Consider the following 16,562-nt stretch of genomic DNA (forward strand, 5'->3'; position numbering starts at 1 on the left):
AGCTTCCGTTTGCGCGCTGGTGTTTGCGCATGTGGTTGCGGGACACCATCAACGCGGCAGGCCCGGGATGAAGGCATTGGTGCGCGCGATGTAAGCCGCATACGCTGGTCTGCGCTCGCCTATGTCTTTTTCCAGCAAGGCCACACCACTGACCTTGAGCAGTAGCAATGTCATCAGCACTGGCGCAGGCAAGGACCACCAGGCACCCGCGCTCAGGGCGATCAGATAAAAGCCCCACCACAGGCAGCATTCACCGAAATAATTGGGGTGACGGCTGTAGCGCCACAAACCGCTATCCATGACCTTGCCACGGTTGGCCGGGTCAGCCTTGAAGCGGCTCAGTTGTGCATCGCCTATGCTTTCCCACAAAAACCCGAACAGCCAGAGTGCCAGGCCCAGGCCATCCAGCCAGCTCAACGGCGAGCTGCTATTGGCCGCTCCCAGCAGCGGTAGCGAGATGATCCAGGCCAGCAACACCTGAAAGCCGAACACGATATACAAACTCTTGAACCAGAATGGCTGGTTATTCTTGCGTATGGCGGCATAACGGTGATCTTCATGCTGCATGCCACGGCTCATGGGGCGGTTGCGCCAGGTGAGGTAACCAGTCAGACGCGCTGACCAGGCAGTGACCAGCACCAGGATCAGCAAACCGCGCTCCGTCATGGTCTCGTTGCCGGTCACAAAGCACAGCACGCCCAGCAGGAAGAACATGGCCCACATGCTGTCGACGATGGTCACATTACGCAGGAACACACTGAGCACCCAGCCCAGCAGACCGAAGGTGGCCATTGATTCCAGTGCTTCCAGATAAAGTGCCCAGTCGAACATGATGAATAATCCTTATGGTTGGTTCACTGCTTACTTGCTGACTGCATTACCGTCAAAGCGCGCCGACAGCCACAACAATGCTGGCATCAGGCAGCCCCAGCCTATCGCCAGGGCGATCAGCATCGCCTCGGTATCGAGCAAACTCATCGCGCCCAGCTTGGCGCCAGCCAGGTAAGCCAGCGGTCCGCCGACGGCACCAAACACCATTGCGATCAGCCAGCGCCCATGCATCCAGCGCATGCTGACGTTGAGTGTCGTGCAGAACAGCAGCCACAGGCTGACCATCCAGGCAGGCAACAACCAGGCGGGCCAGCTACTGCTAACAAAACTGATCCAGCCCAGCGACAGCAGTGCCTGGTCGAACAGGCTGCCGACCGCGACGGCCGCCAGTATCCAGCTCAGTTCACGCCCGGCATCAGCCTTGTGGCGCAAGTGCCAGAGCACCACCACCAGCGCAACCAGTGGCCCCAGCCAGGGCATGCCCTGTGCTGCGCCGATCACACAGGCCAGCCAGCCTAGCTGGAATGCGATGAAGTTGATGGCGACGCGCATGTTCAGGCCGGCCGCTCGAACAGATAATGCGTGACCCACCATTCCTGACCATTGCGATAACCGAACAGCTCGGCGCAGGCCATGTAGAAGATGCGCCAGCGCTGACGCCAGCGTGCCGCCTCATCCTTGCCATAGGTGGCTTCCAGAATGGGTGTGATCTGCTCGGCGTGACGGTCCATATTCGCCAGCCAGGCATTGGCGGTCTTCTCGTAATGCGTGCCGTCCCAGCGCCACAGTTGCAGCAATTTGAGTTTTTCCTGGAAGCGCAATGGCAGGTCGTCGCTGGGCATGATGCCGCCTGAGAAGAAGAACTGGCTCATCCAGTCGTCTTCACCTTGTACCTCGAAAGCGTAGGGCGTGAGGCGGTGCACGAAAATATGCTTGAACAGGCGGCCACCAGGCAGCAGCCAGTCGTGCACACGGCTGTACAGCTCGCGGTAGTTACGCATGTGTTCGAACATCTCGACGGAAACGATGCGGTCATATTGCTCCGGTGCCTGGAACTGGTTCATGTCACAGGTGATGACGTGCACGTTATTGAGTCCGCGTGCTCTGGCTTCTGCCATGATGTACTCACGCTGCGAATTGGAGTTGGACACGGCGGTGATCTGGCTGTGCGGGTAGTGCATGGCCATCCACAGAGTAAGCGAACCCCAGCCGCAACCCAGCTCCAGGATCTTCTGTTTGTTGGCCAGTGTGGCGTGTTCGCAGGTGAGTTTCAGTGCCAGCGCCTCGGCCTGGTCCAGCGTTTTGGTATTGGCATCCCAATAGCAGGAGCTGTATTTGCGGTGTTGTCCCAGACAATAGTGGAAGAAGGCGGCAGGCACTTCATAATGTTGCTGGTTGGCAAGCTCGGGTACCGGTGCGATCGGGCCGCTGTGCATGCCCTTAAGAAAAGTGGTTTCCAGATCAGCCGATGCTTCGCAGTCGCTGGCCTGGATCTCGCGCAGGCGTTGCGCGCTAAGTTTGCGTATACCGGCGCGTATCAGGCTATCTGGGATCAGGCCACGCTCTACACCGGCGATGGCCATTTTAATCAATGACATGGTTGTTCCTGGCTATTAAGTTCTAGTGATGGTTGAAGTGATCAAGATCGATACAGCAGCTGTTTAATGTTGCAAACGAACGGCAGCGTGATTAGCCAGTGTTACGCTGATGTGCTGCAAGCTGCTGTTGATGTCGGTGCCCAGCGCAATGGCACCGGTCTGTTCCAGCGCGTCTGAAAAATACACCGCCGCCTGGCCGCCAACGAATACCGGTACCCCACAGCGGGCTGCAAGCTCAGCCAGTTCCTCGTTCTGCAGGTCAGGATTGTATAGCGTGGAAGCAGATAGCACGATGGCTTGCGCATTGGCCTGCTTGACTGCGGCGGTCAATTCTTTGAGGGGGATGTCCGTGCCAAGCAGGATACAGCGAAACCCTTGCTCGTAGGCACTCAGTGCGAACAGCAACAGGCCGGCTTCATGCCGCTCTCCCGGCATGCAGGCGCAGATCAGTGCCGGGCCGTTCTCATGGCGTTTGCGATGGTGGAAGCGCGCTCCCAGTTTATTGCGCAGATAGACGCCGAAGAAATGCTCCTCGGCGATGGTGCCTTCGGCATTGGCCCAGCGTTCACCCAAAGTACTCAGCATGGGCACCAGCAGACGCTGCGTGACGGTTTCGATCGGGTAGAGCGCCATGGCTTCGTTATAAGCCGCTTCCAGCGTCGCTTCGTTGAAACGGCTGACGGCGGTGACCATGCGCGTGATCAGGCGTTGCCAGAATTCGGTTTCCTGTTGGGTGCGATTATCACTGTCCCCGGCGATCAGGGTGTGGTTGATGCGGCTGATGGGGATGCCGCGGTCCAGCAGGGCGACCACGCGCTGCAGCATGGAGATGTGTTCCTTGCTGTATAGGCGATGGCCTTTGGGGGTACGCAGTGGCTCGATCAGATGGTATCGACGTTCCCAGGTGCGCAGTGTGATCGGGTTGATGCCGGTCAGCGCTGCAACGGTGCGGATGGGGAATGCTTCACTGGATGTCTGCGTCGTTTTCATAAGTAACCTCATGGATGCAATCAGGTTGAGTGCAATCATGATTTACGATTCAACTATTATGCAAAAGTTCTTCAAAAAATGATTCAAGCTGAATCGATCTGCGTTTTCATATTCAAAACCTATTCGTTCATCGTTTGGGTGCGCTCAGATATGCCGCAAACTATCACCCATAGCTGTACGCAATAGCCGCTGTTTTGGATTCATGCACAGCCTTGGCTTGTGACGATAAGCAGATAGCGGGCGCAGGCACCGGCCTCGCCAACCCACACCATGCTTGCCTGCCCATCCGCGCTACGCTCAGATCACGCCGATCTTGCCCTGATAAAGCACTGCACCGGTCGGTTGACCACTGGGTGAGCCTCCCGGCGGTTCTACGCTGACGGCAAGTGCACCCGTCAGCAGTTGTGCTGCAAGCTCAGGCTTGATACTCAAACTGGCTTTGCCTTGTTGCGGCAGCAGGCCGATGGAGACAGGTGCTGACTGGTCAGCCGGTAACAGCCACAACTCATAGGCTTTGTCGGCCTGGACCTGCAGGCCAGGCAAACTCGCCACACGCAGTTCCTGTGACTGGCGTTGTAGTTGGCTCAGTGTCAACAGCCAGCCAGGTTGTGCAGACGTGTCAGCCAGCAGGGCGATGTGGATGCCGCTAGTCTGGGTTTGTTGTGCAGGTGGCTGTAGCGGATTGAGCGCAGGGTTGATCAACAGCACCAGCAATAGCGCGGAAACGGCAGAAAAGCCCAGCGCCAGCGTGCGCCACCATTGGCGGGTGCGGCTGTATGCAGGGAACAGACGCCGGTCTATGTCGCGCCAGACAGAAGAGGCGGGTTTGACGGCAACCACGGTGTCGGCAAGCAGGCTCACACGCATCAGCCACCAGTCCGTGCAGTTCTGCCAATCCTCGCGTTGCAACACCAGGTGTTCGAAGCGCAGGCGTGCAGCACCGCGCAACGTTCCCAGTGCGTACTTGGCGGCCAGCATGTCGCGCAGTTCAGGTTTGTCGTATCTCATCTCAAAGGGCTCCCATGCAGGATCGCAGTACCTGCAAGCCGCGCCGTATCCAGGTTTTCACCGTTCCTATCGGTTGCACCAGCTGGCGCGCCAGCTGTTCGTGCGCCATGCCCTGGAAATAGCTCAAGGCGATGGCCTGGCGTTGTAATGGCGCCAGTTGTTTCATGCATTGCAGCAAGGCACGCGCTTCACTGTTGCTGGTCGCTTTTTCCAGCGGCCCCAGGTCGTCCGAAGCCCATTCATCAAAACTCTGTTCTTCATTTAGCCCATGTTCGGGGGGCAGGCTGCGTAACAGGTCCAGGCAGCGGTTGCGTGTGATGGTGGTCATCCAGGTCATCACCGCTGCCTTGTCAGCACGATAGCTAGGGGCGTGATGCCAGATCTTGACGTATACATCCTGGATCGCCTCTTCAGCCAGGTCGCGTCTGTGCAATATACGTAGCGCCAGCCCAAACAGTTTCGCTGAGGTGGCTTGATAAAGTGCGGCGAACGCGGCGCGGTCACCCTGACCGCTACGGTTCAGTAACAGGATCAGCGTTTCGGCATTGTCTTTGCTATTCAGGGCCATAGTGTCAGCGGCATGAGGTTGGTCTGCATCAGGGTCTTTGTTGTGGCGCAAATAGTGTGTGTGCGACTTTATAATGTCAACCGAATTTACTGATGCAAACACGGTTTGGATGCAAGCACCCGAATTTTTTTGCTGAACTTCACCTGGTGTGGCTATACTAATCTGTATAGACGGCTTGCAAAGCGTATGTCAGGCTGTCAGAAGATGATGTTGCAAGAATCAAAAACCAACAAGTGAGCCCATGATGACCAGCCGCCAATATACCCCTGTAATCGCCTGCCTGTTGATGACCAGCCTGCTGATCAGCGCATGCGCCAGTATGCAGCCAGTCAACGATGCAGCCACGACGCGCATCGATGCAGCGGCCTCAGCAGAATGGCCCAGCTTCGGCCGCGATTATTCCAACCAGCGCTTTTCACCGCTGACCCATATCGACAAAAGCAACGTCCACAAGCTGGACCTGGCCTGGCAGCACAAGACCGGCATCAACGCCAGCTTCCAGAGCACGCCGCTGGTGGTGGACGGGGTGATGTATGTCTCACTGCCGTTCAATCATGTGCTGGCGCTGGACGCTAAGACCGGCAAGGCCTTGTGGCGTTATGAACACCAGCGCAGGCCAGACTGGAAGCTGTGCTGTGGCCCCGCTAACCGAGGTGTCGCGGTCGCCGATGGCAAAGTGTTCATGGGCACCGTGGACGCGCGTCTGCTGGCACTGGACGCCAGAACCGGCAAGGTACTGTGGGATATCGATGCCGTGCAGGACGCGGTGACCACCGAGGGACAGGAGTCCTTGAATGACAAGGACCCGAACAGCACGCGCAAAATCACCGGCGGCACTGGCGTGGGCATCGCCATGGCGCCAGTGGTCTACAAGGGTAAAGTGATCGTCGGCATCACGGGCGTCGGCTATGGCCTGCATATCGACAACCCGCGTGAGGATGCGCCACTGGGTGCCGTGATCGGCGTGACCGGGCGCTATGGCCGTCCCGGTTTTCTGGCGGCATTTGATGTCAACACCGGTGCACGCGTCTGGCAGTTCGATACCATCCCCGCGCAGGGATGGGAAGGCGAGTTCGCCAGCAAGACGGCAGATGGCGTGCCGCTCAATCGCGATGTGGCCGCAGAAAAAGCCAGTCTCAAGGATTACCCGGATTCTGCCCGTTTTGGTGGTGGTTCCGCCTGGAGTACGCCGGCCATAGACGCCAAACTCGGGCTGCTTTACTTTGGTACTGGCAACCCTTCGCCGCAGATGAACGATGTGTCGCGGCCCGGCGATAATCTGTATACGGTTTCGCTGGTGGCGCTGGATGTGCAGACTGGCAAGCTGCGCTGGCATTACCAGCAGGTGCCGCATGACCTGTGGGGCTATGACTTGGCCAGCCCGCCCGTGCTGTTCGATCTGAAGCGTGATGGCAAAGTGATCCAGGCGGTGGGGCAGGCTGGCAAGACCGGCTGGTTCTATGTGCATGACCGCCGCACCGGCAAATTACTGATCAAGTCAGATGCTTTCGTGCCACAGCATAACCTGTTCGCCAAAGCCACCTTTGAGGGCACACGGGTGTTCCCTGGCATTCTGGGTGGTGCGAACTGGTCACCGGTGGCGCTGGATCAGGCTGCACAGCAAGCGTACGTAGCCGCCATCCATGCGCCCATCAATTACACCCTGCATGAAAAGCCTGGCCTCAACGGTGCCGCGCCCATACGTTACGCAGCCTCGGAGCCGCTGGACGAAGCGCGCTGGGGCTTGTTGTCTGCCATCGATCTGACGGACGGCAAGATCCGCTGGCAGGTGAAGACCGAGCAGCCGCTGGTCGGTGGCGTGCTGGCCACCAAGGCTGGCCTGCTGTTCACGGGGGAGGGCAATGGCCATTTCAATGCTTATGACAGTGCAAATGGCAAGCTGCTGTGGCAGGCCAGGTCGGATGCGGGCGTGAATGCACCCCCGATCAGCTATGCCATTGATGGCGAACAGTACATCGCGGTGGCTGCGGGCGGAAATTCCATTTTTGGCTACAAGCAGGGCGACAATATCCTGGTTTACAAGCTGAAGCCTTGATTAGGCTGCACAGCTGGCACAGGCTCTGCTAGGCTTTTACCAGGCTGACGCTTTTGTCGGCATGGAAAAGGGAAGTCGATGCGGAAAATCAAATGGGCTCTGCCGGGCTTGCAGCTGCTGATGGTGTGCTTGTCGTTGCCGCTGAATGTGCTGGCCGCGGAGGACTGGCTGATCGCCAGCCATTCCACCCAGGTGCACGGTGGTCAGGAGTTGAGCATTGCGGTGATCAAGCCGGATAATGTCAAAGACTGGCCACAGCAGTTGCTACTCAGCCTGTCTGCGGCAGGCAGCACCGAGCAGGTGCAACTCAGCTTGCAGCCTGCCAGCGACAGTGCACGCCGTGAATACAAGGGCGTGCCCAGGCAGGACTATGTTGGCGTGGTGCGCGCCAGCCTGGTGGAGCGTGCCTCCAATCAGATGCTGTTGCTGGCCGTGAATGAAGCGGACATCGGCGCCTTAGCCGCATTACCGGTGGACAAGAAACGCCTGGTGGTGCCTGAAGACCGACCCTTGCTGGTGTTCCCGGAGCCCGGTGAGCAGCCCGCCCTGACCGCATACGAGCCTACCTATTTTGTGTTTGGCGCAGGCGGGGACAACGGTTTGGACGCGCGTTTCCAGATCAGCTTCAAATACCGGCTGTTCGACCCGGAAGGGCCGGTGGCGCGCTTCTCGCCCTTGCTCAGCAATCTGCATTTCACGTATGCACAGACGTCCTTGTGGGATCTGGGCGGCGACTCCAGTCCGTTCCGCGACACCAGTTACCGCCCCGGCTTTATGTACCACTGGGCGGGCAGCGGGCAGAAACTGCGCCCGGATGAGTGGCGTGGTGGCTTTGAGCACGAGTCGAACGGCCGTGAAGACCCGGATTCGCGCTCCATCAATATCGCTTACATACGCCCAAGCTGGCATCTGGACCTGGCCAACGGCAAGCGCTTCACCTTCTCCCCGCGTTTTTACCATTACCTTGAAAAATCCGACAACAGTGACATACAGCGCTATCGCGGCTATGCCGATTGGCAGATGCGTTATGGGCGCGAAGATGGCTGGATGCTGACTGGCTTGTACCGGCAGGGTACGGGCGGCTATGCCAGCGGGCAGATTGATCTGTCGTATCCGTTGAGTCAGCGCATCTTCTCGCGCATCGGTGCCTTTGCACACCTGCAACTGCTGTCGGGATACGGTGAGACCTTGCTGGAATACAACGAGCGCAGCGATACGCAACTGCGCTTGGGCTTGTCCATCGTGCGTTGAGAGCGCGTTAGCAACTGTCGTATAAAGGCTGGCGCGCGGCGGGTGCCAGATCGGCAGGAAAATGTGGCCACCTGATGTGTTGTAGCTCTTGGCATAAAATGCCAGAAAGTATGGCAGCATAAGCTTGGCGTGCTGAAACCTTGGATTTCTGAAACCTTGGATTTCTGCAATTGTGATGTCAGGCACAAAGGGTTCAGGCAATAAAAAAGCCACCTTGCGGTGGCTTTTTGTCTGGCGTCCCCACGGGGATTCGAACCCCGGTCGCCTCCGTGAAAGGGAGGTGTCCTAGGCCTCTAGACGATGGGGACCTATGAACTTTTAACGAACAACATTTTACTACAAAACCCGTCTTTTTCCAGTAAAAATTTTTACTGGTGGAGGTAAGCGGGATCGAACCGCTGACCTCTTGCATGCCATGCAAGCGCTCTCCCAGCTGAGCTATACCCCCGAAAAGAGGCGCAATATTAAAGACGCGGAGACACCTTGTCAATCACAATTCGACACTGAATCGCAGCTTCATGAAAATCAGCATGTGCGCTTGATGAATCACCGGATGACATTCATCAGCGTCAGCGTAATAATGCGACGTTGATCGCTTATACAAAAAAGAAAATGCGCGCATGATGAGCTTACGCTTTCGTTTGAACCTGCTGATCACCGTGGTGTTGCTGATGTTCATGACCGCAGTGGGCGGCATTGTGATCAAGGGCATGCGCACTTCTATCCAGGAAGGCGTGGAGGCAGCCACTCGCGTCACCATCCAGCTGCTGGATACCGTCATCATCAGCTCTTACCAGAACCCGGAATGGGGCTATACCCATGATGTACTGCGCGCTTTCCTGCAATCGCTGGGTCATGTGCGCAGCAATGAGATCTCCTTGTATGACATCCGAGGTCAGTTGATCTACAAGTCCCCTCCGTCACGCTATCGTGCTGATGTCACACCACCGGAGTGGTTCTCGCACATGGTGATGCCGACCGAAGAGCTGGTTAACCGTCGTATCCGTTACGGCACGCTGGAAGTGAAATCCCAACCAGGTGGTGCCATCCGTGAGGCCTGGACCAGGCTTAGTGACCTGCTCTGGGTGGGGCTGGGCTTCTTCATCGTGCTCAATTTGGTGGTGTACTGGATGCTGGGGCGCTGGTTACGTCCCTTGAATGCCGTGATGGGGGCGATCAGCCGGGTGGAGCAGGGCGATTACACCACGCGTCTCACCGAGTTCCGGCTGCCAGAGTTCTCGCGCATCGCCCGCAACTTCAACCAGATGAGTACGACGCTGCAGGCCAGCACGGAAGAGAACCGCAAGTTGGCCTTGATAGCGGATCAGACCGCAGATGCCATCATCATTCACGACACCAACGGCAATATCTCGTATTCCAACCCGGCCGCGCAGCGTATCTTTGGTTACAGTGCGGAGGAGATGATAGGCAAATCTGCCACCATGCTCACGCCGCCGGATTATCAGGAAGATCTGGCGCAGAATCTGCGCGCACTGACCAATAAACACCATATCGAGCATTACGACACGCAGCGTCTGGCGCGTGACGGCAGGCTGATCGACGTGTCATTGTCTGCGGCGCCCATGGTGGACCCGCGTACCGGTGAAGTGATGGGCGACATCTGCAGCATGCGCGACATCACCGAGCGCAAGCATGCCGAGGCTGCCGAGAAGCAGCTGGAAGAGAACCGTCAGCTGACGCAACTGATCCAGCGCCATATCGAAGACGAGCGACGCAGCCTGGCGCGGGAGCTGCACGATGAGCTGGGGCAATACGTGACGGCGATCAAGACCTTTGCGGTGGGGATCGCCAACAAGGCCAGAACCCAGATGCCGGAGATCGAGGCCAATGCCCAGACCATCGTGGCGGCGGCCAATCATATCTACGACGGCATGCATAACATCATCCGCCAGCTGCGTCCTGGGTCGCTGGACAATCTGGGCTTGTCCGAGACCTTGCGCGACGCGGTTTCCAACTGGCAGGCGCAGAACCCGACCATACGCTTCAGTTTGAACTTGTCTGGCGAACTGGATGCCCTAGGTGAAACGCTGAATATCAATCTGTATCGCATCGTGCAGGAATCGGTCACCAATGCCATCCGTCATGCCCAGGCCAGCAGCATCGAGATCAGGCTGGCCATGAGTGCGGCAGGTGAGTTGCAGCTGACGATCAAGGACGATGGTGCAGGCATGGATATCTGCATGGTGGATCAGACCAGCCACTTTGGTCTGCTAGGCATCCGCGAACGTGCGCAGGCACTACGCGGCAGCTTCAGCCTGGAATCCTTACCGCAACAAGGCACGACCATCCACGTGAACATACCTAAAGGAAGTCAGACAACATGAGCGGTACTATCAAGGTGATGCTGGTGGATGACCATGCCGTGGTGCGTATGGGATTCAAGATGCTGCTGGAATCGGCAGCCGATATCAAGGTGATCGCCGAGGCCGAGAACGGCGAGCAGGGTGTGAAGATGTATCAGGAACACCAGCCGGATGTGGTGGTGATGGACATCACCATGCCCGGTATAGGCGGCCTGGAGGCTATCGAGCGCATCATGGCCAAGGACAACAATGCGCGCATCCTGGTGCTGTCTGCGCATGAAGATTCGGTGCACCCCAAGCGCGTGCTGAGCGCCGGTGCCATGGGCTATCTGACCAAGCGCAGTGCTGCCGAGGAGCTCATCAAAGCCATACGCACGGTGGCCGGACGCAAACGCTATCTGGAAGCCAGCATCGCGCAGCAGATGGCGATACAGCAGCTTTCTGGCGAACAGAATCCGGTGGATGTGCTGTCTGATCGGGAGTTTGAAGTGTTCATCGCGCTGGCCAAGGGCAAGAGCACCAACGACATCGCCGATACCCTGTGTCTGTCACCCCGCACCGTGGGCACCCACCTTTACAACATCAAGCAGAAATTGAATGCCAACAACTCAGCCGAGATCGCGCTGATCGCCATGCGCTCCGGTCTGATCGATCCTTGATTTGTGATTTGTTGGCTCTGGATGTGCTTGCCAAGTCATAGCCACTTTTTTGACGCGTCGTCGCGGCCCGGTCTGCAGTACGACGCGTGGCGTGGCCGCCCCGGCTATTGTTTGACGCGTGGCGTGGCCGCCACGCTTATGACCCCACTCAGTATGATCAGCGCCACCGCGAGCCAGCGGTCGGTGGAGAGTGTTTCCCCCCACAGTACGATGCCGAACAGGCTGGCCAGTACCACGGTGCTGTAAGCCAGGCTGCCGACGACAAGCGGGCTGCCGGTGCGATAGGCGCGGGTCATGGCCAGTTGTGCCAGTGTGGCACTGACGCCTATGCCCAGTAGCAATGGCAGGTCACTCCAGTTCAGCATAGTGAAACGGTGCAGCAGCATCCAGGCCCCACCGCCCAGTGTGCACACCAGCGTGAAATAGAACACGGTGCGCCAATCGGGCTCACCGGCCCGACCCAGCTGGGTCACCTGCACATACACGATGCCCGCCAGGATGCCGGATAACAGGCCCAATCCGCCCGCCAGCAGCTCGTCAGCGTGCATGCTGGGGCGCAATAGCAACGCCACGCCGATAAAGCCCAATAACACCGCCCCCACCAGCCAGGGCCTGGGCCGCTCGTGCAGCATGAAGGGCATGGCGATGGCAAGGAAGATGGGCGAGGTGTAATTCAAGGTGACGGCGGTGGCCAGTGGCAACTCGCTGATGGCATAAAAGAACAGCACCAGCGCCAGAAAGCCCAGAAAAGAGCGTGACATGTGCATGCCCAGCATGCTGGTGCGTAGTGACAGGTGCTGCACCTGAGCGACCAGGGCGATGAACACCAGACCGAACAGCGAGCGGTAGAACACCAGTTCTGCGCTGGAGAATTTCTGCGCGCCTATCTTGACCAGCACACCCATGATGGCGAACAGCAGGCCGGCCACCAGCATCCACAGGCTGCCGATGCGCGGGCGGCTCATGGCTCAAGCCTTGATGAGATCAGGGGCGTTATCAGAGGTGGCGATCAAGCTGCAGGTGCAACCAGTGATGAAAATGTTCCAGACCGGTCTCCATGGGGTGTTGATAAGGACCGGATTCATCCAGTTGCTGCGCATGCAATGCCTGACGGCCACGGTGCATGCGCTCGCAGATCTCTTTATCTTCGACGGCGGTCTCGTTGTAAGCCGCCTGCTGCGCTTCCACGAATTCGCGCTCGAACAGGACGATGTCTTCCGGATAGTAGAACTCGACTACATTGCTGCAGGCATGTGGGCCACGCGGGATCAGGTGCGACACCACTAGCACGTTGGGGTACCACTCGATCATCAGGAATGGGTAATACACCATCCAGATCGCACCATGCCGGGGTGTTTTACCCTGATTGTATTGCAGCACCTGCTGCTGCCAGCGCTGGTAGGTGGGGCTGCCGTGCTTGTTGAGCGCCTGCTTGACGCCTACCGTCTGCACGCTCCAGTGGTCGCCGAACTGCCAGTCCAGCTGTTCACAATCGACAAACTGGTTGAGACCCGGATGGAACGGCCCCACGTGATAATCCTCCAGATAGACTTCGATGAAGGTCTTCCAGTTGAAGTCATACTCTTCCACCATCACGCGGTCCAGCATGTAGCCGGTGAAATCGAAATCCTGCTTGCAGCCCAGCTTGGCTAGATCGCGAGCGATGTCACGTTTGCCAGCGAACAGCAGGCCTTGCCACTCCTGTAGCTCGGTGTTGTGCAGGTTGAGGCAGGGGTTTTCGTTGAAATGCGGAGCGCCCATCAATTCGCCACGCAGGTTGTAAGTCCAGCGGTGCAAAGGGCAGACGATGTGCTGTGCATGGCCGCGACCTTCCAGCATCACGGCCTGGCGGTGGCGGCAGACATTGCTGATCAGGGCAACGCCACCCTGATTGCGCACCAGCGCTTTCGCGTCCTGCATCCAGCCCAGTGTATGAAAGTCGCCCGGATTGGGCACCATCAGCGTATGGCCCACGTAAGCAGGCTGGTGCGGGAACAGGTGTTGCTGTTCGAGCTGGTAGATGGACGGATCCACATACCAGGACACCGGGATATGCGAGCGTTTAAGTGTGGCTTTGTTTAGATCGGAAACTGGAACTGAGGTGAGTGTGACCATCGTGCTTCATCTACATTTTAAGCAAGCAGTCTGTCAAAACTGGCTGGCCTGGATTCTTAAGCAAGCTGGCTAGCGATTACGTTGCCAAGAATGCCATATACCCATTGGATTTTGCCCTAAACGCAGATTTTTTCAAGTGAATTTTGCGTTTTTGCTGGTCAAAATGCGACCTGGAAACAAGCCTATTCTTGATTGTTGACCGCTTTTCAGCTAACCTCAAGGTGCTGTTGTGCAACCATTTAGCGCTGCCTGCAACCATTTCAGAGAGGGATGCACGTTATGAAAAATCCATTGGATTCGATCTCGGGTACCGTCATATCCGGCTTGTTGCTGACGGTGGTGCTCTATCTGATTGTGGTGAACTGTTTGACGGCAGGAGCCTGACCATGGAATACGGTATCGAAATCGGCGCATTGTTTCGCTGGGTTCACGTCGTGGCCGGTGTGGCCTGGGTGGGCCTGCTGTACTACTTCAATCTGGTGCAAGTGCCTGCCATGGCCGCTGCGGCGGCAGATCAGGGTGGTCCGGGTGGCGCAGGCATAACCAAATATGTGGCACCACGTGCTTTGTTCTGGTTCCGCTGGTCGGCACTGGTGACCTGGCTGGCGGGGGCTGCGTTGCTAGGGCCGGCTTTTGTGGATGCCTTTACCTTGCAGCCTGCTTATGCAGCGATCGGCGTGGGTGCCTGGCTGGGCACCATAATGTTGCTCAACGTGTGGGGCATCATCTGGCCGAATCAGAAACGCATACTGGGCATGGTGCCCGCCAGTGACGAACAAAAAGCAAAAGCCCGACGGCTGGCTTTTCTGGCATCACGGACCAACACCATGCTGTCGATACCCATGCTGTTCTTTATGGTGAACGGCCTCACCCACAAGGCACTCATCGGTCTGTAATATTGCCGTATTAGAGTGCACACGGCGGCGGGTGCCGCCGTTTTCTTTTTAACGAGTAGTAACGAGCATAGAAGCAAGCCATGTCGCAACATTTAATGAATACCTACAATCGGCAGCCGGTGACTTTCGCACGGGGCGAAGGCGTCTGGCTGTGGGACCAGCATGGCAAACGCTATCTGGATGCCTTGTCCGGGGTCGCCGTCAATGGTTTGGGTCATGCCCATCCCAAGCTGCTGGCCGCCATCAATGCGCAAGCAGCGCGCATGATTCATGTCTCCAATATCTACCAGATCGCCGAACAGGCCGCGCTAGCGGACAAACTGTGTGCCGTGGCCGGCATGGACAAGGTGTTCTTCTGCAACTCCGGTTGTGAAGCCAACGAGGCTGCCATCAAGCTGGCACGCTTATATGGGCATCAGCGGGGTATCGAGAACCCGGAGATCATCGTCATGGAGCGCGCGTTCCATGGCCGTACCATGGCGACCTTGTCCGCCACCGGTAATCGCAAGGCACAGGCTGGTTTTGAACCGCTGGTGAGTGGTTTCGTGCGCGTGCCCTTCGATGATCTGGATGCTGTCGAGCAGATCGCCGCGCACAACAAGAATGTGGTCGCCGTGCTGGTTGAGCCCGTGCAGGGGGAGGGCGGCATCAACATCCCCCATGACGTGGCCGCTTATCTGCAAGGTCTGCGTCGTATTTGCGACCGCCATGGCTGGTTGCTGATGGTGGATGAGGTGCAGAGTGGCATAGGCCGTACCGGCACCTGGTTCGCGTTCCAGCACACCGCTATCGTGCCTGATGTGATGACCCTGGCCAAAGGGCTGGGCTCGGGCGTGCCTATCGGCGCCTGTGTCGCGCATGGCGCTGCGGCTGACGTATTCAGTTATGGCAAGCATGGCTCCACGTTCGGTGGTAACCCGCTGGCCTGTGCGGCTGCGCTGGCCACGCTGGACGCCATCGCAGAGGATAAACTGCGCGAAAATGCCCAACAGCAAGGCGACTGGATCCGCGAGCAGTTCCTGCAGGCATTCAAGGATGTGCCGGGCGTGCTGAAGGTGCGCAATGCCGGCCTGATGATCGGTATCGAGCTGGATCGCCCTTGTGGCGAACTGGTCGCGCAGGCCCTGGAAGCGGGTGCACTGATCAATGTCACTGCAGACAGTGTGGTGCGCCTGCTGCCCTCGCTGATTATCCAGCGCGCAGAAGCTGCGCAATTGGTCGCCATACTGGTACCTTTGATCAAACAGTTTCTGACGGTGGGTGCAAAATGAGTATCCGTCACTTTTTGCAATTCAATGACTTGAGTCGTGATGAGCTGGACTACATCTTCGAACGCGCTTTGTGGATCAAGGCGCAGTTCAAGGATTATCAGCAATACTGGCCGCTGACCGACCGTACGCTGGTGATGATCTTTGAAAAAGCCAGCACGCGTACGCGCTTGTCGTTCGAAGCGGGTATGCAGCAGTTGGGTGGCAGCGCGATCTACCTGAACACGCGTGACTCGCAACTGGGGCGTGGCGAGCCGGTGGAAGATGCGGCGCAGGTGATCTCGCGCATGAGCGACATCGTCATGATCCGTACCTTCGAGCAGGAGATCATCGAGCGCTTCGCGGCCAATTCGCGCGTGCCTGTCATCAATGGTCTGACCAATGAATACCATCCTTGTCAGATCCTGGCGGATATCCTGACCTTCATCGAGCACCGCGGCCCTATCCAGGGCAAGACGGTGGCCTGGATAGGCGATTCCAACAATGTCTGCAACACCTGGTTGCAGGCGGCGGAAGTGCTGGATTTCAACGTGCATGTCTCCACGCCGCCCGGTTACGAGGTCGAGCAGGAGCGCGCTGGTCTGTATGGCCATGCCCACTATGAAGAATTCGCTGACCCCATGGAAGCGGCGCGTGGTGCTGATCTGGTCACCACGGATGTGTGGACCAGCATGGGCTTCGAAGCCGAGAACGAGGAGCGCATGCGCGACTTCGCCGACTGGCAAGTGGATGCCGATATGATGAAGGTGGCAGCCAAGGATGCGCTGTTCATGCACTGCCTGCCCGCGCACCGCGGCGAGGAAGTTTCTGCCGATGTCATCGACGGTCCGCATTCCGTGGTCTGGGACGAAGCTGAAAACAGGCTGCATGTACAAAAAGCGCTGCTGGAATTCCTTTTGCTGGGACGTATCAACAAGGTGTAGCAGTAGAATGCAGCCTGTTTCGGTGCAGGCTAACTCGCGTAGCGATGTTAAGCCGCCATGCGGCGGCCGCAGCCA

The 16,562-nt window shown here is 57.9% G+C and carries 15 protein-coding genes and 2 tRNA genes; 7 read left to right on the forward strand and 10 right to left on the reverse strand.

Annotated features, from left to right (window positions below):
• Positions 1-48: 48 nt before the first annotated feature.
• The 6 genes from ED236_RS00615 to ED236_RS00640 form a co-directional block, all read right to left on the reverse strand.
• On the reverse strand, positions 49-831 hold the full coding sequence (locus ED236_RS00615) for a DUF1295 domain-containing protein (protein WP_123236022.1): 783 nt from the start codon (positions 829-831) through the stop codon (positions 49-51).
• A gap of 30 nt (positions 832-861) precedes the next feature.
• Positions 862-1,383 carry a DUF2878 domain-containing protein gene (locus tag ED236_RS00620; protein WP_240031972.1) on the reverse strand — a complete coding sequence of 174 codons (522 nt, stop codon included), beginning with the start codon at positions 1,381-1,383 and terminating at the stop codon, positions 862-864.
• Positions 1,384-1,385: 2 nt separating this feature from the next.
• Positions 1,386-2,429 carry an SAM-dependent methyltransferase gene (locus ED236_RS00625; protein ID WP_123236023.1) on the reverse strand — a complete coding sequence of 348 codons (1,044 nt, stop codon included), beginning with the start codon at positions 2,427-2,429 and terminating at the stop codon, positions 1,386-1,388.
• Between the two features lie 63 nt (positions 2,430-2,492).
• Positions 2,493-3,419 carry a MerR family transcriptional regulator gene (locus tag ED236_RS00630; protein ID WP_123236024.1) on the reverse strand — a complete coding sequence of 309 codons (927 nt, stop codon included), beginning with the start codon at positions 3,417-3,419 and terminating at the stop codon, positions 2,493-2,495.
• A gap of 297 nt (positions 3,420-3,716) precedes the next feature.
• The gene (locus tag ED236_RS00635) at positions 3,717-4,427 is read right to left on the reverse strand and encodes an anti-sigma factor (RefSeq protein WP_123236025.1); all 711 of its coding nucleotides are present in this window, start codon (positions 4,425-4,427) and stop codon (positions 3,717-3,719) included.
• A 1-nt stretch (position 4,428) separates the two neighbouring features.
• On the reverse strand, positions 4,429-4,995 hold the full coding sequence (locus ED236_RS00640; protein ID WP_123236026.1) for a sigma-70 family RNA polymerase sigma factor: 567 nt from the start codon (positions 4,993-4,995) through the stop codon (positions 4,429-4,431).
• Positions 4,996-5,314: 319 nt separating this feature from the next.
• On the opposite strand from ED236_RS00640, the gene ED236_RS00645 reads away from it, so the two are divergent.
• Both ED236_RS00645 and ED236_RS00650 read left to right on the forward strand, forming a co-directional pair.
• On the forward strand, positions 5,315-7,051 hold the full coding sequence (locus tag ED236_RS00645) for a pyrroloquinoline quinone-dependent dehydrogenase (RefSeq protein WP_240032018.1): 1,737 nt from the start codon (positions 5,315-5,317) through the stop codon (positions 7,049-7,051).
• Between the two features lie 78 nt (positions 7,052-7,129).
• Entirely contained in the window at positions 7,130-8,302 is a 1,173-nt protein-coding gene (locus ED236_RS00650; RefSeq protein WP_123236028.1) for a phospholipase A, read from the forward strand.
• 232 nt (positions 8,303-8,534) lie between these two features.
• Here ED236_RS00650 and ED236_RS00655 read toward each other — a convergent pair.
• A tRNA-Glu gene (locus ED236_RS00655) sits at positions 8,535-8,610 on the reverse strand.
• A gap of 64 nt (positions 8,611-8,674) precedes the next feature.
• Positions 8,675-8,750 (reverse strand) — tRNA-Ala (locus tag ED236_RS00660).
• A 175-nt stretch (positions 8,751-8,925) separates the two neighbouring features.
• On the opposite strand from ED236_RS00660, the gene ED236_RS00665 reads away from it, so the two are divergent.
• Complete coding sequence (locus ED236_RS00665) at positions 8,926-10,647, forward strand: PAS domain S-box protein (RefSeq protein ID WP_123236029.1); 1,722 nt, start codon at positions 8,926-8,928, stop codon at positions 10,645-10,647.
• On the forward strand, positions 10,644-11,285 hold the full coding sequence (locus ED236_RS00670; RefSeq protein WP_171001664.1) for a response regulator: 642 nt from the start codon (positions 10,644-10,646) through the stop codon (positions 11,283-11,285). The genes ED236_RS00665 and ED236_RS00670 overlap by 4 nt, the downstream gene beginning before the upstream one ends.
• 104 nt (positions 11,286-11,389) lie before the next feature.
• Here ED236_RS00670 and ED236_RS00675 read toward each other — a convergent pair whose 3' ends face one another.
• Together ED236_RS00675 and ED236_RS00680 are read right to left on the reverse strand one after the other, a co-directional pair.
• Positions 11,390-12,250 carry a DMT family transporter gene (locus tag ED236_RS00675; protein ID WP_275669177.1) on the reverse strand — a complete coding sequence of 287 codons (861 nt, stop codon included), beginning with the start codon at positions 12,248-12,250 and terminating at the stop codon, positions 11,390-11,392.
• 31 nt (positions 12,251-12,281) lie between these two features.
• Positions 12,282-13,400 (reverse strand): aromatic ring-hydroxylating oxygenase subunit alpha, encoded by a 1,119-nt coding sequence (locus tag ED236_RS00680; RefSeq protein WP_123236030.1) that lies wholly within the window; start codon positions 13,398-13,400, stop codon positions 12,282-12,284.
• 386 nt (positions 13,401-13,786) lie between these two features.
• Here ED236_RS00680 and ED236_RS00685 point away from each other — a divergent pair, with 386 nt between their 5' ends.
• The 3 genes from ED236_RS00685 to argF all read left to right on the forward strand — a co-directional run bounded on the left by ED236_RS00685 (position 13,787) and on the right by argF (position 16,487).
• Positions 13,787-14,296: a urate hydroxylase PuuD gene (locus tag ED236_RS00685; RefSeq protein WP_123236031.1), complete on the forward strand. Its 510-nt coding sequence runs from the start codon at positions 13,787-13,789 to the stop codon at positions 14,294-14,296.
• Between the two features lie 80 nt (positions 14,297-14,376).
• The gene (locus tag ED236_RS00690; RefSeq protein WP_123236032.1) at positions 14,377-15,567 is read left to right on the forward strand and encodes an acetylornithine transaminase; all 1,191 of its coding nucleotides are present in this window, start codon (positions 14,377-14,379) and stop codon (positions 15,565-15,567) included.
• Positions 15,564-16,487: an ornithine carbamoyltransferase gene (gene argF, locus ED236_RS00695; RefSeq protein ID WP_123236033.1), complete on the forward strand. Its 924-nt coding sequence runs from the start codon at positions 15,564-15,566 to the stop codon at positions 16,485-16,487. Before ED236_RS00690 ends, argF begins: the two co-directional genes overlap by 4 nt.
• Positions 16,488-16,562 lie beyond the last annotated feature (75 nt).

Origin of the sequence: Pseudomethylobacillus aquaticus (assembly GCF_003730115.1) — a bacterium.
GTDB lineage: Bacteria > Pseudomonadota > Gammaproteobacteria > Burkholderiales > Methylophilaceae > Pseudomethylobacillus > Pseudomethylobacillus aquaticus.